This window comes from Bacillus mojavensis (assembly GCF_012648005.1).
In the GTDB taxonomy this organism is placed as follows: domain Bacteria; phylum Bacillota; class Bacilli; order Bacillales; family Bacillaceae; genus Bacillus; species Bacillus mojavensis.
Genome location: NZ_CP051464.1, coordinates 770392 through 793966, shown reverse-complemented (window position 1 = coordinate 793966; position 23575 = coordinate 770392). Strand labels below are relative to the sequence as shown.

Below are 23575 nucleotides of genomic sequence, written 5' to 3'. Positions count from 1 at the left end.
CAGTCCTTTGTAAAAACAATCAATTAAATTCCCGACCAGACATCCTTTGCATACATGCCTGTTTCCTGCAGATGTCTGAGCCAGTTTTGCGCTTCTTCTTCACTGGTGCCATGAACAGATTGATACGCGTTTTGCAGCGCGGCCTCCACATCAGGCGCCATCCTGCTGCCGTCACCGCATACATAAAGACGGCCGCCGCGGTCGAGGATCGAAATTAAGGTTTCCGCATGCTCCTCCATGAGGTGCTGAACGTACGTTTTCGGTATGCCTTCTTTACGGGAAAAAGCCGTGTGCACAGTAACAATTCCGTCTTGTTCAAACTGCCTAAGCTCATCTCGGTAAATAAAATCGCGATCGTTTCTGCAGCCAAAATAAAGATGGGCTTCGCCGAGCGTTTTTCCCTCGCGTTTTAAAGCTGACCGGGCTTGCAGGAATCCGCGGAATGGCGCAACTCCTGTTCCCGGCCCCACCATGATGATTGGTGTTTCAGGGTCTTCCGGAAGCTGAAATCGGGATTCCGGCGTGCGGACAAACATCACGACATCATCTCCCGCCTTCCGCTCCGCCAAGTCATTCGATGCCACTCCACGATATTCGCCGCTGCCGCTCCAAGCCGGCCCGCGCACAACGCCTACAGTTATCGCGGCTTGTTCCGGATTCACCCGCGGGGAGCTTGAAATCGAATAATACCGCGGTTTTAACGGGCGTAAAAGCTCTAAAAACCGTTCAAACGGCATTTCACATGATTCATATTGCTCGAGCAGATCCAGCATGGAAATCCGTTTTTTCAAAATTTGTTCCTGATAAACGCCCTCTTCCGTCATATCTTCCAATTCACGTTTATGAGGCGGACAGACGGTAAATGCGGCCAGCTCGCGTATTTGCGCCCTGGTTGCCGCTTCCTGCACCTCAACGCTGTAGCTGAGCAGATCATGCAGGCTGACAGGCCGACCCAAAGGCAGGTGCCCGGAGCTGCGCCCGCTTGCCGTCAGTGTAACTTGGTCCGTTCCTTTTAAGCCAAATCTGTGAAGAATCCGGCTGACATTTGTCCGGCTGTTCCTTGGAAGAATGCCAAGGTGATCGCCCTCCCGATATTCGACGCCAGAAGGCAGCGCAATTTCGATATGGCGGGTGCTGCGGCCACTGTCTGCGGACTGGAGTTCTCGATTTTCCGCAATGGATGCGTGAACCGCTTCATACGACCGGGCTAATGGGGATTCTCCCAGCCCCCTGACAAACTGAAGGCTCAGCGTGCTTCGTTCCTTATCAGCGTTTTCATTAAGTTCGAGTCCGAAGGCTTTGATGGCGTCCGACCACATGCTTTTTTTCCACTGGTCAAGCTGTCCTTCAAAATCACCGCTGACATCGCCCTCTCCGCGTGCAGAAAAACGGGTCGCCCCTTTTTCCGCTAGCTGCTCGTCGATGGTTCGCGGAACGTACTGATACGTGCTTGCCCAGTTATGATCTCCGCAGCCAAACACCGCATAATGGACACCCTCCAGCTCACCTGGCTGTATTTCGTCAAGCCACTGCACAAACTGACCCGCATTGCTTGGCGGTTTTCCATTATAGGAAGAGGTGACGATCACAACGGCTCCCTCTTTCGGCAGCTTTCCAATCTGATCGTTCAAGGGCGCCACCTCAGTCCTTACCCCGTGAAGACTCGCTGTATCGGCAAGCTCCCGGGCGACGCCTTCCGCGGTGCCGGTATCAGAGCCATACAGTACGAGTAGCGGCCGGTTGTTGAGACCGATAACCGAAGCACTCTTCGTTTCCTGTTTGCTCTTTTGTTCATCGTCGTGCGCCGCTTTTTCCTCCGACGGGACGCCGGCATGAATCGCTTCCTGATTTCGCGTTTGAACTCGGATGTGAAAATCACCGGGCTTAAGTGTCAGCGTTTGTTTGATATCAAGCTCGTAATTCTCGTGATCAATCAAAGTAAAATATTTTAATACCATGCCCAGCACAAGCGTAGCCTCATGCAGGGCAAACTGCATGCCAATACAGGCTCTCTGTCCATTCCCGAACGGCTTGTAGGCATGATGAGGCACTTGGTCCTGATGTTCGAACCGTTCTGGACGAAATTCTTCAGCGTCCTCTCCCCATGCGTCTTGATCGCGGTGAAGCTGCGGAATCAAGACAGAAATTCTGTCCTTGGTTGTGATCGGATATTTTCCGCCAATGACCGTATCTTCCTTCGGATAAAGACTGAAAGCCGGAGCCGTCGGCCATAAGCGCAGTGATTCATTTAAAATCATCCGTATGTATTTCAGCTCGAGCACTTGTTTATAGGTCGGCGCTGCACCCGTCAGCACCCGGTCGACCTCTTCATACGCCTTTTTCAGTTTGTCAGGATGCTTCAATAAAAAGTAGATCGCAAACGACAGCAGGCCGCTCGTTGTTTCATGCCCGGCAATTAAAAATGTAATGATCTGAAAACGGATATTTTCATCATCAAGCTTCTCCCCGGTCTCCGGATCTTCCACCTTCAGCATCCGGGCGAGCAAATCTTTTTCATCCTGATCTCCATCCGCCTTGCGCTCCGCAATAATGCTGTCGACTAACGAAAACATCGTTTGAATATCGTGGTGGAATTGACGCTTTGTTCTGACCATGAGTTTATCTTGAACATCGAGCCGCTGCATCTGGTGCATCGCTTCATCCAGCGCGCGCACCATGCTGTTGATAAACGGATGAGGCGTTTCTCTGTAGTAGCTGTTAAAACGATAGTTAAACCCGCATAACCCAATCGTGTCCAATGTCAGCCGGGTCATATCAGCGGGAACATCGACTGCTTCATTCGGATTGAGCCGAGCCCACTTTTGAATCAGCTGAACAGCGATATCAACCATTTTTTCATGATAATCCTTCATGGCCCGCTGGCTGAACGTCGGCATGAGAATGTTGTGCGCTTTTCTCCAGTTGGGCTCGTGCGTCCAGCTTGTAAACAATCCGTCACCCGAAAACGCTCGAACCTTTTCCAAAGCGCCTTCAATGCTTTTATCGAAACGCTCTTCATCACAAACTTCTTTCACGAATTCATGGCCGGACACCACAATTGTCGTACCCGCCGGTGTGTGAATTTGAAAAATGGGGCCTTGTTCTTCCGCCAATTTGATCAGTGACAGAGTCGGTTTATCTTTATCAATTAAAGGAAGATTGCCGAGCGGTCCAAACGTCTTCGGCTGAGGAATCGGGCTTGTTTCCTTCATCGAACCATTCCTTTCCGTATGTAATGCTTTCTATCTGACTACATTTCCCTTTCATGGTGACGATTATTCCATTTCTCTGATTGACGCCTGATCGTTGTTTTTTCTATACTTGAGAAGCTGTACAATACGCAAATAAGGTGAGTTCACATATGGATTTTGAAATTCGATTTTTATCCTTTTATGTCATACAGGTGGAAGGCAAGGATGAGCAGGCAAACAAGCAATTCAAGCACTTCCAGACCCTTGATACAGAGGAGTTTGAAGAAAGCGAGCTGAAGGACTTTCTTGACGGAGAGCTAAAAAAAATCGTCAAACGGAAAGCCGACCGCCATCCGCCATCCGAGCAGGTGCCGACGAAAATCGGCCACTTTATCGTCGAGCCCGGCCACGAGCTGGATTCCAACCCGAACTACAACTTGTTCAACCGCGCCCGCCTGGCGGAAACAAAAGAGGACTTTAACGAGCTGAGCGAACAGTTCGTCCGCACGTACCTCGACACGAGCGCGGTCCGCGGCGGTGTGTTCTTAGTCGCTTCGGCTGTGCCGAGAAAATACTTCGACGAGTCATTTGTCTTCATTATGAAATGTGATTTTGAGCCGAAGGTCGCCCGCATCTCAGACGCGTCTTCCCTCATTAAAAAAGTCGAAATGGCCATCACGACAAAAAACATGAAGAGCATCCAATACCCGTTCATGCCGGAGGAAGGAATGATCGAGGAAGGCGAGCTGAAAATCCACCAGGCCTCGCACGCCCGCTATTTCGAGGATTTCCTGAAATTCGTTGAGTACGGTGAATCAATGCCGGAAATCATGAAAACCCAGGTCATGAACATGGTGCAGGAACACGTCTATGAGACATTTGAGGACAATAGCGAAGAGCTCAAGCAGTTTGAACAAGACATCGAAATCTGGGAAGCGAGCGAAAAGCGGGAAATCCAAGAACGCCTCGACACACATCAAGTGATCGAAGCCTCCGCCCAGATCATTGAGCACACGCCGGAGGCCGAGCTGAAAATGAAAGTCGGAGAAACCGAGATTAAAGGATTGCTAGCTGATTTTGGCGAATCGATTCATCTCGCAAAAGTGAACGGGCGCTATGTCGCGCTGATTGAAGCGGAGACGATTTCGTTTGAGAAGGGCAGTTCGCCGGTGGAGTTTTATAAACCGGAGGGGCTGCATGAGGTGATTGAGCGGATAAAAGGGAAACATTTAAATGATGATTAAATAAATAAAAAGAGAGAATGATTCAGAATATAACATTCTCTCTTTTTCTAAAACAGTCATATATTCATTATTAGTTAACGATCACAACCAATTCCGTCACCATCACGGTCGAGGTGTTTTCCATAACCGGGTTCACCGATATGTATAGGAGCTGCACCAGCTTGACGTGCTGCTGTACAATTTTTGTAATAGACATTAGTCTGTTGTTCTTGAGCTTCTGCTTGTTGTGCCTCTTCCTCTTGTTTACGCTTTTCTTCGGCTAGCCGCACTTTTTCCTCCTGCTTGCGTTTCTCTTCTGCTAGTCGTTCTTTTTCTGCTTGCTTTGCTTCTTCCTCTTGCTTACGCTTTTCTTCGGCTAGTCGCACTTCTTCCTCCTGCTTACGTTTCTCTTCTGCTAGTCGTTCTTTCTCTGCTTGCTTTGCTTCTTCCTCTTGCTTACGTTTTTCTTCTGCTTGCTTTTCTGCTTTTTCCTCTTGCTTAGACTTATTATTTTGTTGCCCATTATCTTCATGATTGCTTTCTTTTTCTTTCTGTTCTACCTTTTGTTCGGTATTTGAAACAGAAGTTTTATCGCTTGATTCTGCAGAATTAGATTCTTTAGTTTCCTCTCCAAAAATTGTGCTAAAGATTAATAGCAATAACAAAAGGTATACCAGCGAAGCAATCGATCTCTTCCACCATATACCGCTCCTGAATCCTAATATTTTTTGATACCACTTGCGCTTCTTCTGTTTAAGGAGAATATTTGCGTCATTTAAAATAGAAACAAATTCCTTGCCAAATAAATATATAACCAGTCTATTGCCTGTTTCCGGAACATTAACAACTGTTTTTATTGCAAACCGATCAACCATTGCGCCAGAAAAGTATATAAAATCCCATTTGTATAGCAATCTTGCTTTTCTCTCTTTATTATCAAATTCATATAAATAGACCACTTGAGATTCAAGCACAATAAAATTACCCTTTTTTTGTTTATCCTCTTGGAAAAAACCTTCAGCTACTAAGGCAGCATTTTTATGTTTTTCACGCAATAAGCGTTCACCATTTTTCGTAAAACTTAGATTGTCTCTCTCCAATAGAAAAGAGGTAATATGAACGTTTTGATTTTGTAAAACAGCTAATTTTTCAGCATGTAAAAAATAATCAAAATCATGTGTAACAGTTGTTAGAATTTCTTTTGATTGATTAGATATCATGTATTCTAAAATCTCTATAAATTCTTGGCTATCATCATTCTTTTTAATATCATCAAACCTGCGCTTTGACCGACCTATCTTAAGGCTTAATCTCAAATTATTTTTTTCTTTTTCATCATTTCTTACATCAATATCACTGATCTGGGAATACTCATATCTCATTCTTTCATGCTTGGAAACGAAGAAAATGGCTTGTGTAGTAAGTCCTAGTACTCCTTTTAGTTCCCGGCTACTTTTTTTATCACATTCAACTTCAATGATCTTTAGAACTTTTTCTTGTGACGTTAAGGTAACACTTTCTTCCTTTTGTAATAATCTTTTGTACTTTGCTACTAAGTTTTTTTGCCCCATTGTAGGGCGTTTACCTACCCACTTTTGCATAATTTCCTCCCTATGTTAACCGTTAATAAAAACTAGTCAGCAAGAAATAATTTTAAGTTAATTTTACCAAATAGAGAATGTATTTACATCAAGAGATTGATATTAAAAAATCCTAATTGTCATAAAGTACCTACCTCTTTAAAAAATTAAAAAGTCCAGAATTCAATTCTGGACTTTTCCTTTTTAATACCCTTCCCTCAACACCGCATAGCACTCCCCAATCAGCTCTTCCGCTCCCGGCTCTCCTTTCAGCCCGCGGCGGACGATTTCTGAAGATAAGTCCTGCACTTTGAGCGCTCTTGGTGCTCTTCTTTCGTCGTATGCCTGAAACGCGGTTTCGAGGTCGTCATGCTTTTTGAGCTCTTCGGAAAGCACAATCGCATCTTCAATGGCCATGGCCGCTCCTTGTGCCAAGGTCGGCGCTCCGGCGTGGGCGGCGTCTCCTCCGATGACAACGCGGCCTTTGTACCATGGCTCCTGCACGGCGACCTGCTCCAGTTTATTAAAAATGACGGGGTGTTCTTTTGACATATGCTTTGTGACAAAATCAAGCCCCGGGAAGCCTGAGAGGATCTCTTTGACTCTATCAAACCGGGTCTCTTCCTCATCCCAGTAATCGCTCGTGCAAGGCTGGAGGACGAAGACATAGCCGGCGTGTTCCGCCAATGGCACGACGCCAATTTGTGTCTCTCCGCTTCTGTACATCAATGTCGCGTCCTCAAATGTGTAATCGGGAAGCTCGATATAAAAGCGCCACGCCCCCATGCCGAGAAACTCTTTTTCTATTTCTTTTTGCAGCATTGCATCCCGCACAATGGAATGAATGCCGTCAAAGCCCGCCAGAATGTCAGCCTGCATCTTTTCTCCATCATCACATACAGCAGTAACCGCTTCAGGCGTTTCTTCATAAGCCACAATCTTTTTCCCCCACAAAATCCTTGCGCCCGAAGCTTCGGCATGCTTGATGAGAATGTCATTTAACGTTTTTCGCAGGATATTATTGCGGCCCGGAAGCTTATCATCTAAGAAAGACTCACTGACTTTGAATAATAGATTCCCCTGCTTATCGAATGTTTTAAACCACGCTGTTTGAAATCCATGCTCGCAGCACTCTTCAAATACGCCCAGCTCCTTTAACACCGCCAGTGCGTTTTGCGGCTGGAGAATCCCCGCGCCGGTCTTGCGGTTTTCTGCAGCCGCTTCACATAAGGTGACGGAAAAACCTGCTTTCCTGAGAGAAATGGCTGCCGACAGCCCGCCAATTCCGCCTCCCGCTATCAGTATATGTTTCATGTTGATAACCACCTTTTCAGTTCGCTGTATGTAGTTAGGCACCTAACTACATTACCTTACTATGTCCGGTAAACAGCTGTCAATCACCTCCAACACAGGTTGCGTTCTGATTTTCTCTCCATTATAATCGTGTCACGACAAACGTACGGGAGCTTATTGTGATGGAATTAAAACATTTACCGCAATACAAGCATATAACAGAACACGCCGAGACGTATTCCAATGTGGACGCCGGCTCTCTTGAATTGTTTTTATCTTTGTTTGATATCTCGAAAAAAATGAATCATGTGATGGAGCATTATTTTTCCAGACGCGGATTGTCTGAAGGAAAATTTAAAATCCTGATGCTTTTGTTCGACGCAAAGGACCACACGTTAAGCCCAACGGAGCTCGCCAAGCAATCAAACGTCACGAAGGCAACGATTACCGGCCTGCTTGACGGACTGACGAGGGACGGATTTGTCCGGCGCAGGCATCACAACGAGGATAAACGAAAAATCAGCATTGAGCTGACAAAGGAAGGCAAAGAACGGCTGGAGCAATTTCTGCCGGGCCATTTCAGCAGGATTTCCGCAGTAATGGAGAACTACAGCAATGAGGAAAAAGACATGTTCGTAAATATGCTGAGTGATATGTTTGAAAAGCTAAGCGTGTTTAAAGACTAAAAAACCCGTCTGATCTGGACAGGCTACAGTACTTTTTTTTAAGCACGGTGACAAATATGCCGCTGATCACAAACACAATGCCGCTCAGAACAGATGTAAAAATGCCGGACACCACTGGTACATAATAAAACGCCAACCGTCACAAAAAGCGCCTATCTCAATGACAGGCGCTTTCTGATTAATCATCACTGCTTAAAATGCCAAAGAAGCGAAGCAGGTTGATGAACAAGTTGATAAAGTCAAGGTACAGTGATAATGCCATAACCGGAATTAAGTCCTCCGTAATATCGCGGTGTTTGATTTGGTTCAAATCATACAAGATATAAAGGGAAAAGACGATGGTTCCAATAACGGAATACGCCATCATCGCCGCGGAATTCAGCGGGCTGAAGATGCTGAAAATGCCAACCGCAATTAGTGCGATGAGCGCTACGAGCAGAAACGATGACAGGAACGATAAATCCTTCTTCATTTTTGCGCCGATTGTACCGAGCACAGCAAAAATTAAAAATGTAGATCCGAACGCTTCAAGTACCACATAGGCGCCGGCAATCGAAGCGTAGTGGCTGACAATCGGAAATAGGGTAATGCCGGAAACGAAGGCGAATGTATAAACAAACGCATACCCGACCGCTTTTCTTCTGCGCATCCAGAAGGCGATAATGATCATCGCCACTTCAAGGATCGAAAGCGGCAGCATCAAAGCGACAGGAATAAACTGGCCGATGTACAGCCCGACGGTTGCGATCAGCAGTGTAAAGATAAACACTGTCAAAATGCGCTGCATGATCGAATGCTTACTCTCATGAACTGTAGCTTGCATGTCAAAAATCCTCCTAAGAAATGATCTTAAAGGTCTATTATATAAAAAATGGATGAAATATGTATATGTTTTAAGGAGAATTTAATGTCGAACAAAAACCTTTAAAACACCTCTTTTACTTCGATTCTTTGCTTTTCAGTGAGAAACGGTGCTTTTCCACCTTCTCAATCTGGGTGACCTGGGAATCATGTACGGTGATTTGAACGGTGCCGAAATCCAGTGTTTCCAACGAGCTGATGATTTTTTCAATCACTTTCGGATCAACGGTTGTTTTTGAAAGCAATGACCTTACCCCCTGTTCAGTTTTAATTCATAGTATTCTTATAAGAATTATAATATTATGTTTTTTCCAATAAATCAATGGTGATTTCCATTCAAATCAAAAAGGCATATGATCACCCACTCAAGGGACGGTCATATGCCTCATCAGATTTCATCTTAGTTTTCTTCCAATTCCTCAATAATACAACGGACGCCCATGTTTTCAAGCGCCTGCTTCAACGAGCCGTATGTTTCATATTCACTGAAATCAAGCCCTAATTGAATCGATGTTTGGGCGACATCCGGTCGAATACCTGAAAAAACGGCTTTGACGCCAAGTAAGAAAAGTGTTTTCGACAGGTTGTACAATTGCTGCGCAACCATTGTATCCACAATCGGGACGCCGGAAAGATCGACTACAAGGCTTGTAATTTTTCTCTCAATGCATCGTACCGGCACTGTCTCTAAAATCACCTGCGCACGTTTTGTGTCGACAGAGCCAATCAGCGGCAATATGCCGATTCCATCCGCAATGGAAATCACCGGACAGCCTAATTCACTGATTAATTCCTGCTGAGAAGTGAGCCTCATCAGCATAAATTTTTGATACTGCTCGGAAAACTCAATAATCAGCTTATCGAAAGACTGATTCACAATACGATTCCAGCGGTCAGCATCCTCATTTGTGACGATATCCCGATGCTCTTTTATAAACGTAACAACAGCATCCCAGAATGCGATTCTTGAATTTGATATGGCTTCAACGACCTCATGCACCGGAACATCTTGCTCTACTCTTTTTTTCGCAACATTCAGCGCCCATTTTGCCATATTGTCTTGAAATTCGGTTTGTTCCTCCAGGAATGCACTTGCGATTGTTATATTAGTAAACGTATGTTGCTCCGTCAAAAGCTTTTTCGTATCTTCACTTAAATGCTCGGCGGAATATAATTCGCCCTGCAGCTGCCTCCGTAAACTGAACCATTTCTCAGTAATGTCAGCCGTATGGTCTATGATATATTGATATAGTTTTTGATCGATATTCACGGTCTGTCTCCTTTTTCGTAATAGAAGCTCTTATATTATAAAATTATAAATCGAAATTGTGAATGGGACTAGGGAAAAATAGATTGATTCTGCACACTGAGCGCATGCCAATTCTATCCATAGGCAGATTCACCAAAATAAGCCCACTTTCATATCCTGTCAAATGTACAGTTTACTTGAGAAAGGACGTTATGATATGTATTATGATCCATATATGTATGATGGGCCGATCTATGATCCATGGTCCCCAGTAGAATATGATTACCGCTACCCAGTTGGATATCCAGGGCCTGGTATCGGCGGAGGCGCCGTACCTGGATTTGGCGGAGGTGCTGTGCCGGGAATTGGCGGAGGTGCTGTTCCTGGTATCGGCGGAGGCGCCGTGCCGGGAATTGGTGGAGGCGCTGGGCCTGGTATTGGCGGAGGTGCCGTGCCTGGTATCGGCGGAGGCGCCGTGCCGGGTGTTGGCGGAGGAGCGCCGCAAGGGCCTCCGCCTCATAAAAAGCCGGCAAAACCGCAAAAGCCTCAGGGCTTGCATGGGGCAGCTTATTTAGTTGAACCCGTTCTCATTCAGCCTTGTCTCTTCCGATTTACCTATGTTTGGTTAACCAACGGCAGCTCATTTTGGTTCTTCCCAATCATTCTTGGAAGAGAATCCGTCGGCGGCTTTTATTGGGATGCCTCACACCATCGCTGGTTTTATTACGCCTTGGACACAAAACATATAGATGTCGTAAGCTGTTCATATTAATGGTCAATCAGCCGGTTCTTCCGGCTGATTTTTCTGTGTTCCTTTAGCTTTAACAGGTTAAGATATACATATCTATTGAATTGGAGGTCTCCCTATGATCAACAAATCGACATTGTGGCGGACCATCCGATGGGACCAAACGCAAGCTGGCTGGAGGTCTCTTTGAGTGTGAAGGCATCTTTGGTTCATATGATTGAATGAGGGCAAACAGTGTAGAATTCTCAGTGAGCCGAACCTAATGGAGTGGGGCACCTTTGTTCAATTTCAGGACGAGGACGGCAATGAGTTTTGATTGAAAGCATAATGCGGCGGCGGAGAAAATGCTCCGCCGTGCTCTTTTTTTGACATTGAGAATGAATTTCATTTACAATAACGGATATATGAGTGTGATTGGGGAGAGATAAATGTTTGTTCAGTTGAGAAAAATGACGGTAAAAGAGGGCCATGCTGATCAGGTGATTGACCGTTTCAGCGCTGAAGGAATCATTGAAAAACAGGAAGGCTTAATTGATGTGACCGTGCTTGAGAAAAACGTCCGCCGCGGCGATGAGGAAGTCGTTGTCATGATCCGCTGGGAATCCGAGGATCACTGGAAGCAGTGGGAAAAAAGCGATGCGCATATCGCCGGGCATAAAGCGAACAAAGGCAAGCCAAAGCCTGACTATATGATTAGCACTGAAGTGAGCATGTATCACGTGAGAGCTGTCAAACAAGGGACTCATCAATAACGGAAAAGAGCTTGGGCTGTGCCGCAAGCTCTTTTTTTCATGAAAATCTGCTTTCTTCAAATGTGACGGCGTACAGCGGTTTATTAGCATGCCATTCAGCAAATAACACATCCTCAGTCTTTTCAATTCCCTGCTTTTTCAGCGTTTGCCGCAGCCATTGTTCGTCTACCCCCGCTTCTTGCAGGTTGTCATACACAATCTCTCCATCAAGAATTAACGTGGTGGGCAAAGACACATCTTGCGGCGGAAGATTCATATCTTTTCTCGTCGGATTGCCAAAATCGGATTTCTGAAGAACGCTGACCATCCCGTTTGTTTCTAATATGGCATATTCCACTTCCTGTATGGAAAAGCAGCCTGCCTGCCTTAAAAGGCTCTGCAGCTGATTAATGTCGAGCTTGTTTTTCTTTAGCATCTCATATTTCAGCTTCCCTCTATGAATGACAATACTCGGTTCACCTTCCAGGAACTTTCTGGAGCCCTTTATTTTTTGGGTAATGAATTCAATCAGATAAATCAGCAATCCCCACAGCAGTGAAGCAAAAATGATCTCTTTGATCTTAATTTCATGATCATACACTGCATTTCCGACCAGTTCCCCTAAAATCAAAGCAGAAATAAAGTCAAACGGAGTGATTTGAGAGAATTGGGTTTTTCCGAGAAACTTCAAAATGACAAATAAAATACCCAAACCGCAAACTAATTCTGCCGCTACACTGAGATAATCTCCCATGTTGATAGCACCTACTTCTTAAGAGCTACTATCATTATGGTCAACTGCACTATTTCTAAACGGTCACTGTCTGCTATTATAAAATCGGCTGGTGCTTTGACAGCATGTCGTCAAAAAGCTGCTCCGCATCCTGGCGGTCGAGTGTGACAAGCGGGTCATTGAGAAACGCTTGAAAAGCGAGGCCGCGGTCCTTTGTTAATCCCGCTTCCGCCACTGCCTCCTGATTGGATACGTGTCGTGCAGCCAGCAGTTCCACACCCTTCGGCAGCGCTCCGGAAACAATCGGCTGGACACGGTTGCGGGTAATAAATGCGTTTGTTTCCACGATCGCATCTAATGGCAGATGAGCGACCTGGCCTTGATTCGGCAGATTTACATTTGTTACAAGTTCGCCCAGCCCGAGGAGTGCCGCCATGATGTTCACGCCCTCTTCTCCTGATGCTTTCCTCTCAACACCCCGTTTTTGCTGTGCCATGTAATCCGTTTCTTTTTGTTTCCGGTCTCTGTCCTGTTTTCTGAAGGATATGGGTGTGAGGTGAAACTTCCATGTCTCAGGCTGTTTGAGATAACAACCGGGGAAAAACTCAGCCAGATGCCTGTCACCCGCAGCGGGGATGGCACCGTATGTTTCAAATAAATCAAATGCAATACGGTGTGCAGAGCGAAATACGCTGTCCTTCCAGCTTTCCCCCTCCAGCTCATAGCCGGATTCGGCATAATGCGCACAGAAATCATGGAAAATTGGAAGCAGATCAATATGCCGGTAAGAGGCTGCTGTCACCCATGTAAAATGGTTAATGCCCAGCACATGAACATGAATGTCTTCACGCCGATTCACCTCTAGTCCAAGCCTATTTGTGACCATCTCCGCCAGCAGTTTTTGCGTGCCGAATACTTCGTGGCAACAGCCGAATGCTTTTATACCGGGAAACACTTTATACAGCGTTCTCGTGCACACAGACATTGGGTTTGTATAATTGATGACCCATGATTCGGGGGAGTAGTCTCTTATTGCCCGGGCAATTTCTGCAAACATCGGAACGGCCCGCAAACCTCTCATGATTCCCCCAGGTCCGACAGTATCACCAACCGATTGATAGATGCCGTATCGCTCAGGCAGATGAACGTCCGTTTCCATGTCATCCAAGGTACCCGGCAAAATCGAAATAATGATGATATCTGCACCGGATAATACCTTTTTCAAAGTAGAAACCGCCTCATACCTCCATCTGCCGTCTCCGCTGTGATTGCCGATGATTTCATTTTTCTTTGCCGCTTCAAAATTCAGATCATAGAGCGCCACCGTGCCTGACATTCGTTCATCAAGGGACAAATCGCTCATCAAGCTTCGGGCCCAGCCTTGGGAACCTCCGCCGATATACGCGATTTTGACCTGATCTAACGTACTGATATGAAACACTCCCTTTCTCAGCCTTTCACAGAACCGATCAGCATGCCTTTGGCAAAATGTTTTTGTAAAAATGGATAAACCGCCAGTATCGGTATGGTCGCGATGACGATGACAGCAAGCTTAATGCCCTGCTCCGGCGGAATTGTATTTTGCATCGTATCGCCATTGGTCGCCGTTAAGTCCGATAAAATCGTGACCTGGCGAAGCACCATTTGCAGCGGCCATTTTGCACTGTCATTGATATATAAGAGAGCATGGAAGAAATCATTCCAAATCCCGACCGCATAAAACAGCGCAAAAGTGGCAATGACCGGCTTTGACAGCGGCAAGGCGATCCGCCAAAAGACGCCGATTTCCGAACAGCCGTCAATTTTTGCTGATTCCTCAAGCTCCCGCGGCAGCTGCTGAAAGAAGTTTTTGATAATTATGAGGTTAAACGGATTGATCGCCATCGGCAGAATCAGCGCCCAATAGGAATCCAGCAACCCAAGTGATTTGACGACAAGGTACGTCGGAATCATCCCCCCGGAAAACAGCATCGAGAAAATCACCAGGTTTAACAGCAGATTCCGTCCTTTCACATGCCGTTTCGCCAGCGGATACGCCATCGTAAAAGTGAAAAACAATTGCACGGCTGTCCCGACAACAGTGATGAAGATGGATACGCCCATGCTTCTGATAAACGTCGGTGTCGAAAACACGTACCGATAAGCGTCAAGGGTAAAGGTTTCCGGGAAAATAAAGAAACTGCGCTGAGCCAGCTCAGCTTCTGTCGCAAAGGAACCTGCGATAATATACAAAAACGGCAAAATGGTAATCGCGCCGACGCCGCCGAGAAACAGAATGTTGCAGACATCAAATACCCGTCCGGCTTTTGTGTTGTGCATCGTGTGTATGTCAGCCATACTCTCCCTCCTCTAAAACAATCCTTCCTGATCGAACTTTTTCGCGATGTAATTGGCACCGAAAATTAAGATAATCCCGACAACCGATTTAAACAAACCGACAGCCGTGCTGTAGCTGTATGCGCCTTGGGTAATCCCCATCATGTAAACATACGTGTCGAAGATGTCGGCCACGCTGCGGTTGAGCGAGTTTGTCATCAAATACACCTGTTCAAAACCGATATTTAAAAAGCTTCCGATCCGTAAAATTAAAAGTACAATGATGGTGCCCCTGATTGCCGGAAGCGTAATATGCCACATCCGCCTGAACCGGCCGGCCCCATCCATGATCGCCGCCTCATATTGCTCCTGATCCACCGTTGCCAAAGCGGCGAGAAATAAAATCGTTCCCCAGCCTGTCTCCTTCCAGATGCTTTGCATGACAATCATCGGCCGGAACCAGTCAGCGTCTGATAAGAAAGAGATCTGATTCCCCGTCAGGCTCATGACCATTTTGTTGATGACGCCTGTATCGACTGTAAAGAAAACAAAGGTGATGCTGACCACGATTGTCCATGAGACAAAATGGGGCACGTAAATAAGGGTCTGAACGCACCTTTTATACACAGCCTTCCTCAGCTCATTCAACAGCAAAGCCAAAATGAGCGGCGCAGGAAAGGCAAAGAGCAGATCAAGGCTTGCCAGCATGAGCGTGTTGCGCAGCAGCCGGAAAAAATCCGGATTCATAAAAAAGTCTTTAAAATAATCAAGACCGACCCATTCGCTTTTCCAGAATCCTAGATATGGCGAATAATCCTTAAATGCAATGAGAACGCCCCACATCGGCAGGTATTTGAAAACCAAAAAATAAAGCAGACCGGGAATAAGAAGAAGATAAAGCCATTTGTCTCTTTTGAGCGCAGCCATCCAGCTGATGCCTTTCTCAGCAGTGAGAACAGGTGCGTTTCCCTTCTTCGGCACCGTTTCCATATCTGTTCTCCTTTCGTGATACCGGCGCGCCCGCCGAACGGCAGGCGCATCGGTTTATTTTGACGTTTGATACAATTTGTTTAAGTCCTTCATCAGTTCATTGCCGCCGCTGTTTTCCCAAAGCTTCACCGCATCCTTGAAGCCTTTTTCATCGATTTCTCCGATAATAAATTGCGTTCTCGCATCAAGAATGATGTTGTCAAGCTGGGCTCCTTTTTGGGTATAGACATCGGAGACAAGCGACTCCGCCGGGTTAAAGACAGCTATTTTTTCTCCTTTCGTGATGATGTCCTTGCGATGCTGGAAGAGCTTTGTTTTCTGATCTTCGATGTAGTACTCGCTTTTCGGGATGGACATGCTGAACTGGGCCAAGCCTTCATGCTCATACAGGAGGGATTTGTTGCTTTTTTCAAGAGAGGTGAATACGCCGTCCTTCAGCTCATAATTTCGGTCCTCCACTCCGTTGTTGGTCAAAATCTGTGCTTCCTTATCGTTCAGCTTATCAAGGAAGGACAGTACCTCTTTCAGCTCTTTTTCCGTTTTCACGCTTGATTTTGGTATCGCAATCATGCCTGAATATCCTGATGTCGGGAAGGTGCGCTTGCCTTTTGGTCCTTCTACTGTGCCGACGATATCAATGACATCCTTGTTCGACTCATCCGCTTCTTCCATGGCACTTTGAATTTGCGACGCTCTGGAGCCTGTATCAACGATGACACCCGCTTTTCCTTTTACAACCGGGTCATTCCACTTCGCCGAATCCATAACAGCAAAATCCTTGTTGATCAACCCTTCATCATACAGCTTCTTAAAGAAGGTGAGCGCCTCCATATATTCCTTCGTTGTAAAATCAGGCACGAGCTTCCCGTTTTCAACGCCGTAGCGATTCGGGGCGCCGAACCAAATTTGCAGAACATCCCACGGGCTTCCGTTGCCAAGCCCCATCCATTTCGGCACGACCATGCCGTACGTATCGTCCTTGCCGTTTCCGTCAGGATCTTTTTCCTTAAAGGCTTTCAGCACTTCATAAAAATCATCTAGCGTTTCCGGCATATCGAGTCCGACGTTTTTGAGCCAGTCGGTTCTGATGATCATACAGGCTCTAATCAAGTCTCTCGATCTGTAGACCCCGTACACCTCGCCATTTATTGAGCTGTTCTTGAGTATCTTTTCATCAGCCTGGCTTACATTCTTGTAGTCTTTTAAATAAGGAGACAGCTCCCAAAAAGCGCCCGCTTTGACAGACTTGATAAAGCCGGCTGACTTATCTTTAATCACAATCGCATGAGGCATCTCTCCAGAGGCCATGACGATGTTAAATTTATCGTTGTAGGATGAATCAGGCACCCATGTGACCTTAATATTTTTGCCTGTGTATTTCTCTAACGCTTTTAATGATGGGCTTTTATCACTCGGGCTTTCCGGTGACAGCAGCGGCGCCATGATGTTGATCGTGTTTTTTGAATCGCTCGCTGAATTGGATGTTTCTGAATTGCTGCACCCGGCTATCATCATGGCAGCGAGCGGTAGAGCGAGCCATTTTTTTCGTATTCTTTTTTTCATGATGCGTCAGTCCCCCTTTTTCTCCTTTTCATTTCACCTTTGCCACCCCTAATATAAAGCGCTTACATAAATTCCTGCAATCTTCATTTTTTGCATCATTTTTCCTATAGAATGAAGGCTGTTATCCTTTTTTGCAGGATATATCTTTTTTTGCAGGGAGGTATTCACCTATTAATTCAAGTGCCGCAATGACATTTAAACACCATTGAGATATAGTGTTTGTCGTTACCCACGGAAGCTCTTCAAGCTGAGTCCATGTCTCGATTGGCACGGGTTTGATCGGAAGCGGCGTATGGCTCAGTTTATGGTCGAGCAAAAGATTCCACGCTTTTTCGGCGAGGTAATGGTCTTGTTTTTTTCTCGCAGCATAGGCTGTCATACCAGCCGCAAACATTGGCCAGTGAAAGTGCCCGTCATGGAGCACACCTCCGCTTTTTTTGCGTTTTTCTTCATCACTGAATGTGTAAAACTCGCCAAATTCACTCAGCATTTCCTCCCATTCGCGGTCATCGAGAAGCTCAGCCAGCTCCATCCACACTTGCGGCGCGCCAAACGCAATGATCATATGATAGCCGCCCGCGATACCGTCTCCCATGTGATGAAGCATAGACGTCGCCGGATCATATTCAAACGTTGGACCTGATAATAAGCGAAGCGGCAGGCGTTTCAGACAGCTGATGCCCGTTTGGATTTTCCTCAGATATTCAGGATTCTCAGTCCGCTCCCATTCCGCCAGCCAGTTCGAGCAAAACGCCGCCCAATCCGGCCCCGTTCTGACGTGAGTCGGGTGCTCTCCTTTCTCGTAGAAGGCACGCATCGGATCGGTGTTCACTAGGGTGGCATCGGCGTCCTTCACTTCTGTCAAAAGATCTCCCGTGCGCTCATCCCCCGTCAGATAATAGTAGAATTTATAAAGGCCGGCCATGCTGATTCTCGCTTCCTTGCAGCCGCATCCCCAGTGCACCACGTTATGCCGGGAGCCAAGCCCCGCATATTCTCCGAGATGAAAACAGTCGGTTTCACTTGTATGGCGGGTCATTGCTTCAGCCATTCGGAACAGATCTTCTCTGCCGGAGCGGAAAAACGCCTGCCACAGCCACAAGGTCGGAACGAGTTCATTATTTTGCCAGGCGTATCCGCCGAGATCATACCGCCACATATGCCGGATCGGGTCATACGTATGCATGACGTCCCCATAGTTCCAGAACCCGTACCATCTGCGCTGCTCCACTTCTTTTTGATAAAACAAGAAGGCGGCGTCCAGCTGTTCTTCCAGCTCTTTTTTGACCGGATCGGCCGTATCGATCACACTCCAAACGCCAAGCGCTTTTGACTCGTAATAAACGTCCGGCTCACAAATGAGCAATGGCGGTGCCTGCCATTTGTCCGCTAACGCATTCAGCACGTCATCTGACGGCATCTGAGAGAAGCATGACAGGCTGATGTCGTTTGTGTTGGCAATGCCTGTCGGATCAGAACGCATCTCATCAAACCCTTCGTACGCGCTGACGACATGGGTGTTCCCTGTATAATGCCTGAAATCCATTGCTTCCGCGTCTGGCGGCCAGAGCCAGACGGTCATGTTCGGTTGATCAACGGCAAGACCTGTTATTTCAAGTGACGATGGATATTTCTCAAAAAAATACCGCAGACCGAGTGCTACCCCTCCATTTTCGCCGCCCGCATAGCAAAGCCCCTTCGCCCGCTTGCCATGCAGCACGTCAACCCACGAATATTCCTTGCCGGTCCGTTTTGCCAGACGGTAATGATCGCTGGAGTCCTGAACGAGTTTCATATCATTCCAAATTGCGTTCTGTACGCCGTGTGCGAACCATTCCTTGTGCTCTTCACTTGGAGAAATCGGTTCGCCATTGATGTGCCGCTGATAAAGAGGATACCGTTCACTCCATTTGCGGGTGCCAAACAGCTGGGCGGGTTCTTTATAAACGCTTTTGTCCCCCGCAAAACGGAAATGGCGGTTGTACGGCTCTCCCTGTAACAAGAGGTCAAACTGCATGCCAAGCCCTTTGATGAACTCTCGTTTGAAATTCCTGTCGATCAGCTGAGTGTGCATGATATTCATCTCTGAAAGCCCGGCATAAAATGTGAATCTGATGATAAAGGGCAGCCACTCTTCTTTTGTCTTTCGGAGTACATGAACCCCCTCCATCTTGATGACTGCTTTTACAGGACCTCTCTGTTCAATGACCACACGTTTGATAAGACTGACCGATGTTTCATGAAAAAAAACCTTTTCTGCCGCCATCTCCTTTCTCGTTTCCTTTATTGCGATCAGCCGCCCGCCTGCGGCAATCGGCTTCCCGTTCATCACCAGCGATTGAATGATGTCGGAGCCCGTTTTATTCACAGTGCAGACAAGCGCTCCGGTATCCACTTGGATTGCATTCTTTGACTCGTGGATCATGAGCTTTTTCGCTGGCGGCTGGGTCTCTTCTTTTTGCAGGGTAAAGCTTGTATCGGTTTGTTGACTGAACACAGCCGCGTGCTTCGTCCATTTGATGCTCCCGTCCGGCCAATAGGCCGACGGCTCGCTTTGCACATAGCCGCTTTCACCCTTTGCATTGATAAGCGCCAGACAGTCTCCCTTTTTCAATTCTCCTTTTTTCCAAGGCACCCCCCACGTTACACCGCTTTTCAGCTGAGGCTGTTCTGATAGCCATTTGATCTTTTTCATCGGTTCTCTCCTTCCATATAAAAAAGCTGATTCAATGCAAAGAATCAGCTGCGATTATCAAACTGAATCACATGGTATTCGTGTGGTCCGACTGACAGTCTCCCGGCTCCGACTGAACGATTGGCCAAAAGGTCGGTCCCCTCTTTTGGAAGCGTCACACTTCCGCCTTTTCCATTCATATTAACGATGACCCATACGAGGCCGTTTTCTCCTTTTCTCGGGGCAACAATCGTGCCGGGGGTGACATCGGATCTGACAGAAACTGCTGCTTCTCCCGCATAATGCCTGACGAGTGCTTCCAGCATCGCATCTCCTTTTTTGCCTGATGGAAGCGAGCCGAGCAAGACGATTTTCCCTTTGCCGTGCTCTCGTTCTGACAGAAAGGCATGGCCGGCACCAGGCCCGGATTCAACCGTGCCGAGAGTATTTCCGCTCCCTGCATCAAACACCGCGCTCCACAGTCCGAGCGGCGCCGTCATGCCAAACGCTTTTCCTGTATGTGCATCCTCGTTCATCGGGAACGTAAACAGCGTTTTGATTCCGGCTGTTTTCTCCAGTTCTCCAAGGCCATAATCGGTATGAACCGTATGCTCGCCCGTACGCCCTCCCGTCAGTGGCCCGGCAATCCATATGCCGCCCTCTTCAGCAAATGCGGAAGCTTTTTTGATAAAAGCAGAGGACAGATAAGGCATAAATGGCGTAAACAGCACACGATAGCCCTCCAGCGGAAAGCCTTCCGGAACGAGATCACGATGAATGCCCGTGTTGAGGATGCGCTCGTAAAAGTGTGTGATAAGCGTTCGGTGTTGGAGTCCCCGGTGAGGTTCTGTTTTCAGAAACACTTTCGCCCTGTCGGAATAGGTCATCGCAACATCAGCCTGCACGGGCACAGTAGAAAGAATGATCGGTTCGATTTTCTTTCTTGCCCGCTCAACCGCCAAAACGTTTTGATAACCGATCGTCGGCTCTCCCCATGCACTAAGGACGGAACCGTGTGAAATCTCGCTGCCGGAACGCTGCTGGCGCCACAGCCAGTAGCAAAATCCCTCGCTCCCCAAGGCATAAGAAGACACGGCTTCAGCTTGTAAATACCCATCGGCGTGCGGCATGGCACAGCTTTCGAGCGATGCTGCATACGACGGACTTGTTTCCAAAATCCAAAACGGGCGGTCTTTTTTGAAATGCCTCCAAATATCACAATTTAATAAAAATGCAGATGCATTATCCTGGGAAGCGTACGTATCATAGGAAGCAAAATCGAGATTCTGAAACATCCGCTCATTGTCTGTGCTGAACATGACCGAGCCGTTATGAGTAATCGGCGCATCCGAATAACTGCGAATGATTTTCGCCTGTTCATCCGCAAATTGAGCGATCATCTCCATCGAAAACAGCTGATACATCGTGCGCAATGAAGCGTGATGCAAAAATGGGGCCGGACCCGGCTGCGGCACCTGCTCAAAGGTTTGATAGGTTTCGCTCCACACATCAGTCCCCCACGCTTCATTTAACCGTTCAATCACACCGTAACGGTTTCTGAGCCATTCATGCCATAAGCTTAGGCACGTCTCACACATGCATTCAGCCACATGGCATTTAAATTCATTATCGAGCTGCCAGCCGATCAGCCCCGGCAGGTGTCCCAGCTCTTTGGCGATGCTTGTGGTGATGATGGCGGCTCTTTTTCGGAAATATGGGTTATTTGTACACGCATGCTGACGGGAGCCGTGCCCCATCACCTCTCTTTTTTCGTTAATGTGCATTCGCTCCGGCCGCCCGTGCGAGAGCCAAATAGGCGGTGTCGGCGTCGGTGTGCACATAATCGTTTCGATGCCGTTGTCATACATCCTTTTGATCATTTCCTTAAAAAAGCTCACGTCAATGTTTCCTTCTTCCGGCTCGATCACAGACCAGGCGAATTCACCAATTCGCACAACATTGATGCCGACCTCCCGCATTCTGTCAATGTCCTGCTGAATCGTGTCTTCATCCCATAATTCCGGATAATAGCATGCGCCGTGATATAGTTTTTTCCCCAAGTCCTTCACCCTTCTTTGACGATAGATTCTGTTAATGGCAGTCCGAGCTCCTTCATGCCTTTCGCTACGAGTTTTGCCATTTCATTTGCGCCTTTTTTTGTAAAGTGCGTGTAATCGTCAATCCCCTCAGAAACCATAAAATAGGTGTATACTTTTTCTTCGCCCTTCTCAGTAAAGAAAGCGAGGCTTTTTTCCATTAGATCAATAAGCTGGACATTCTCCTCAGCAGCCGTCTGCTTCATAGCAATGCAATAATCAGGAAAGTCGTTCAAAAACACGCCGTTTTCATAATGAAAGCGGGCTACTGGGGTAATGAGAAGCGGATGCGCGCCTTTTTCCCGCGCGCCTGCGATATATTGCTTTAAATATTGTTTATAGGTGGTATAGGGCTCAGTATAGCGCTCAGGTTTGTTTTTCGACGCGTCATTATGGCCCATCTGCACAAACAGCCAATCATCCGGCTCGATCACATCAAGGATCGCCTGAAGCCTGCCTTCCTCCACAAAGGTTTTTGAGCTTCTGCCGCCGATCGCTTTATTGATCACCTGAATATGCTCCGGCAGATGCGAACCGAGAAACTGCCCCCAGCCCCCTTGATTTGTCCTTTCTCCATACGTTTGGACAGTCGAATCACCAGCAAGATAAATATGATTTGCCATGTCTCATTCCCCCTCGTTTTTTTCACTTAATATAAACTCAATGGCAGAAAGCTCTTCGTTTGAAAAGTCCGCTGATTGCAAGGCTTGAACGTTTTCCTCTATTTGTTGCGGCCGGCTTGCTCCAATTAAAACAGAGGTCATCCGGGCATCCTTTAAAAGCCATGAGAGCGCCATTTGCGGGAGCGATTGTCCCCGTTCTTTCGCAATCTTATTCAGCCTTTGCGCCTTATTGACCGCCCTTTCGGTTATATGCTCCGTCTGCAGGAAAGGGCTGTTCGCATCTTTAGCTCTTGATGTTTCCGGGATGCCTGAAACGTACTTTGTCGTGAGAAGCCCTTGAGCAAGCGGCGCAAACGCGATGCAGCCGGCTCCCTTTTTGTCCAGCACATCAAGCAGCCCTTTTTCCGGATCGCGGTGAAACATTGAATATTGCGTCTGATGAATGGCGAGCCGAACGCCGAGTTGATGTAAAAGTTCGGCCGCGCGCTCAGTCTCTTCAGGACTGTAGTTTGACAGTCCGACATACAAAGCTTTTCCTTGGCTCACAAAGTCCGCCAGCGCCTCCATCGTTTCCTCAAGCGGCGTTTCAGGATCAGGACGGTGCGAATAGAAGAGATCCACATAATCAAGACCCAGCCGCTTTAAGCTTTGATTCAAGCTGGCAGTCAAATGTTTTTTCGATCCGCCATTACCGTACGGCCCTTTCCACATGTCATAGCCGGCTTTAGTGCTGATGATGAGTTCATCACGGTAAGGCGCAAAATCCGTTTTCAGCATGCGCCCGAGCATCTCCTCAGCGGAGCCGGGCGGCGGGCCGTAATTGTTGGCCAGATCAAAATGGACAATGCCTGCATCAAATGCAGCTCTCAGCATGGACCGCGCGTTTTCCGAAGAATAGGCATCGCCAAACTGATGCCAGAGGCCGAGAGAGATAGCGGGAAGTCTTAATCCGCTTCGCCCGGCTTTGTGATAGGTCATTTTGTCATAGCGTTCAGCCTTTGCTTCGTATCCCATACAT

Annotated in this window: 19 protein-coding genes and 1 pseudogene; 5 read left to right on the top strand and 15 right to left on the bottom strand. The window is 47.1% G+C overall.

Features of this window, described 5'->3' with window-relative positions; genetic code table 11:
- Nucleotides 1-23: 23 nt before the first annotated feature.
- Nucleotides 24-3212, bottom strand: a complete 3189-nt coding sequence (locus tag HC660_RS04055; protein ID WP_168747167.1) for a bifunctional cytochrome P450/NADPH--P450 reductase — start codon at nt 3210-3212, stop codon at nt 24-26.
- A 149-nt stretch (nt 3213-3361) separates the two neighbouring features.
- Here HC660_RS04055 and HC660_RS04050 point away from each other — a divergent pair, with 149 nt between their 5' ends.
- Complete coding sequence (locus HC660_RS04050; protein WP_168747166.1) at nt 3362-4435, top strand: DUF3900 domain-containing protein; 1074 nt, start codon at nt 3362-3364, stop codon at nt 4433-4435.
- Between the two features lie 74 nt (nt 4436-4509).
- On the opposite strand, the gene HC660_RS04045 is transcribed toward HC660_RS04050, so the two are convergent.
- Together HC660_RS04045 and HC660_RS04040 are read right to left on the bottom strand one after the other, a co-directional pair.
- Nucleotides 4510-6015 carry an excalibur calcium-binding domain-containing protein gene (locus HC660_RS04045; protein WP_168747165.1) on the bottom strand — a complete coding sequence of 502 codons (1506 nt, stop codon included), beginning with the start codon at nt 6013-6015 and terminating at the stop codon, nt 4510-4512.
- A gap of 183 nt (nt 6016-6198) precedes the next feature.
- A complete protein-coding gene (locus HC660_RS04040; protein ID WP_168747164.1) occupies nt 6199-7308 on the bottom strand; it encodes an FAD-dependent oxidoreductase in 1110 nt (369 codons plus the stop codon).
- 161 nt (nt 7309-7469) lie between these two features.
- On the opposite strand from HC660_RS04040, the gene yetL reads away from it, so the two are divergent.
- Complete coding sequence (yetL, locus tag HC660_RS04035) at nt 7470-7973, top strand: transcriptional regulator YetL (protein ID WP_168747163.1); 504 nt, start codon at nt 7470-7472, stop codon at nt 7971-7973.
- Between the two features lie 178 nt (nt 7974-8151).
- Here the strand turns inward: yetL and HC660_RS04030 are convergent, their stop codons facing one another.
- From HC660_RS04030 to HC660_RS04020, 3 genes are all read right to left on the bottom strand, one after another.
- Complete coding sequence (locus HC660_RS04030) at nt 8152-8796, bottom strand: Bax inhibitor-1/YccA family protein (RefSeq protein ID WP_010333322.1); 645 nt, start codon at nt 8794-8796, stop codon at nt 8152-8154.
- A gap of 115 nt (nt 8797-8911) precedes the next feature.
- The gene (locus HC660_RS04025) at nt 8912-9079 is read right to left on the bottom strand and encodes a YezD family protein (RefSeq protein ID WP_010333321.1); all 168 of its coding nucleotides are present in this window, start codon (nt 9077-9079) and stop codon (nt 8912-8914) included.
- 155 nt (nt 9080-9234) lie between these two features.
- Nucleotides 9235-10104, bottom strand: a complete 870-nt coding sequence (locus HC660_RS04020; RefSeq protein WP_168747162.1) for an STAS domain-containing protein — start codon at nt 10102-10104, stop codon at nt 9235-9237.
- A gap of 196 nt (nt 10105-10300) precedes the next feature.
- Here HC660_RS04020 and HC660_RS20920 point away from each other — a divergent pair, with 196 nt between their 5' ends.
- From HC660_RS20920 to hmoA, 3 genes and pseudogenes are all read left to right on the top strand, one after another.
- Entirely contained in the window at nt 10301-10855 is a 555-nt protein-coding gene (locus tag HC660_RS20920; RefSeq protein ID WP_211090769.1) for a hypothetical protein, read from the top strand.
- A 108-nt stretch (nt 10856-10963) separates the two neighbouring features.
- A pseudogene (locus tag HC660_RS04010) lies at nt 10964-11147 on the top strand (VOC family protein); the annotation flags it as partial.
- Nucleotides 11148-11259: 112 nt separating this feature from the next.
- Nucleotides 11260-11583: a heme-degrading oxygenase HmoA gene (gene hmoA / locus HC660_RS04005; protein WP_168747161.1), complete on the top strand. Its 324-nt coding sequence runs from the start codon at nt 11260-11262 to the stop codon at nt 11581-11583.
- A gap of 37 nt (nt 11584-11620) precedes the next feature.
- Here the strand turns inward: hmoA and HC660_RS04000 are convergent, their stop codons facing one another.
- The 9 genes from HC660_RS04000 to mgrA all read right to left on the bottom strand — a co-directional run bounded on the left by HC660_RS04000 (nt 11621) and on the right by mgrA (nt 23571).
- The gene (locus HC660_RS04000) at nt 11621-12316 is read right to left on the bottom strand and encodes a DUF421 domain-containing protein (protein ID WP_010333316.1); all 696 of its coding nucleotides are present in this window, start codon (nt 12314-12316) and stop codon (nt 11621-11623) included.
- Nucleotides 12317-12392: 76 nt separating this feature from the next.
- Entirely contained in the window at nt 12393-13736 is a 1344-nt protein-coding gene (gene lplD / locus HC660_RS03995; protein WP_168747160.1) for an alpha-galacturonidase LplD, read from the bottom strand.
- Between the two features lie 8 nt (nt 13737-13744).
- Complete coding sequence (locus HC660_RS03990; RefSeq protein ID WP_010333314.1) at nt 13745-14632, bottom strand: carbohydrate ABC transporter permease; 888 nt, start codon at nt 14630-14632, stop codon at nt 13745-13747.
- A 12-nt stretch (nt 14633-14644) separates the two neighbouring features.
- On the bottom strand, nt 14645-15601 hold the full coding sequence (locus tag HC660_RS03985; protein ID WP_168747159.1) for an ABC transporter permease: 957 nt from the start codon (nt 15599-15601) through the stop codon (nt 14645-14647).
- Between the two features lie 54 nt (nt 15602-15655).
- Nucleotides 15656-17164 (bottom strand): extracellular solute-binding protein, encoded by a 1509-nt coding sequence (locus tag HC660_RS03980; RefSeq protein ID WP_168747158.1) that lies wholly within the window; start codon nt 17162-17164, stop codon nt 15656-15658.
- A 121-nt stretch (nt 17165-17285) separates the two neighbouring features.
- The gene (locus HC660_RS03975) at nt 17286-19859 is read right to left on the bottom strand and encodes an exo-rhamnogalacturonan lyase family protein (RefSeq protein WP_168747157.1); all 2574 of its coding nucleotides are present in this window, start codon (nt 19857-19859) and stop codon (nt 17286-17288) included.
- A 44-nt stretch (nt 19860-19903) separates the two neighbouring features.
- A complete protein-coding gene (locus tag HC660_RS03970) occupies nt 19904-21898 on the bottom strand; it encodes a beta-galactosidase (protein WP_168747156.1) in 1995 nt (664 codons plus the stop codon).
- A 5-nt stretch (nt 21899-21903) separates the two neighbouring features.
- Entirely contained in the window at nt 21904-22557 is a 654-nt protein-coding gene (locus HC660_RS03965; protein ID WP_168747155.1) for a rhamnogalacturonan acetylesterase, read from the bottom strand.
- A gap of 3 nt (nt 22558-22560) precedes the next feature.
- Nucleotides 22561-23571 (bottom strand): L-glyceraldehyde 3-phosphate reductase, encoded by a 1011-nt coding sequence (mgrA, locus tag HC660_RS03960; RefSeq protein WP_168747154.1) that lies wholly within the window; start codon nt 23569-23571, stop codon nt 22561-22563.
- Between the last annotated feature and the right edge of the window lie 4 nt (nt 23572-23575).

Coding starts and splice junctions, on each gene's coding strand:
- HC660_RS04055 (WP_168747167.1), bottom strand. CDS start 3,212: ATGAAGGAAACAAGCCCGATTCCTCAGCCGAAGACGTTTGGACCGCTC.
- HC660_RS04050 (WP_168747166.1), top strand. CDS start 3,362: ATGGATTTTGAAATTCGATTTTTATCCTTTTATGTCATACAGGTGGAA.
- HC660_RS04045 (WP_168747165.1), bottom strand. CDS start 6,015: ATGCAAAAGTGGGTAGGTAAACGCCCTACAATGGGGCAAAAAAACTTA.
- HC660_RS04040 (WP_168747164.1), bottom strand. CDS start 7,308: ATGAAACATATACTGATAGCGGGAGGCGGAATTGGCGGGCTGTCGGCA.
- yetL (WP_168747163.1), top strand. CDS start 7,470: ATGGAATTAAAACATTTACCGCAATACAAGCATATAACAGAACACGCC.
- HC660_RS04030 (WP_010333322.1), bottom strand. CDS start 8,796: ATGCAAGCTACAGTTCATGAGAGTAAGCATTCGATCATGCAGCGCATT.
- HC660_RS20920 (WP_211090769.1), top strand. CDS start 10,301: ATGTATTATGATCCATATATGTATGATGGGCCGATCTATGATCCATGG.
- hmoA (WP_168747161.1), top strand. CDS start 11,260: ATGTTTGTTCAGTTGAGAAAAATGACGGTAAAAGAGGGCCATGCTGAT.
- HC660_RS04000 (WP_010333316.1), bottom strand. CDS start 12,316: ATGGGAGATTATCTCAGTGTAGCGGCAGAATTAGTTTGCGGTTTGGGT.
- HC660_RS03990 (WP_010333314.1), bottom strand. CDS start 14,632: ATGGCTGACATACACACGATGCACAACACAAAAGCCGGACGGGTATTT.
- HC660_RS03985 (WP_168747159.1), bottom strand. CDS start 15,601: ATGGAAACGGTGCCGAAGAAGGGAAACGCACCTGTTCTCACTGCTGAG.
- HC660_RS03980 (WP_168747158.1), bottom strand. CDS start 17,164: ATGAAAAAAAGAATACGAAAAAAATGGCTCGCTCTACCGCTCGCTGCC.
- HC660_RS03975 (WP_168747157.1), bottom strand. CDS start 19,859: ATGAAAAAGATCAAATGGCTATCAGAACAGCCTCAGCTGAAAAGCGGT.
- HC660_RS03965 (WP_168747155.1), bottom strand. CDS start 22,557: ATGGCAAATCATATTTATCTTGCTGGTGATTCGACTGTCCAAACGTAT.
- mgrA (WP_168747154.1), bottom strand. CDS start 23,571: ATGGGATACGAAGCAAAGGCTGAACGCTATGACAAAATGACCTATCAC.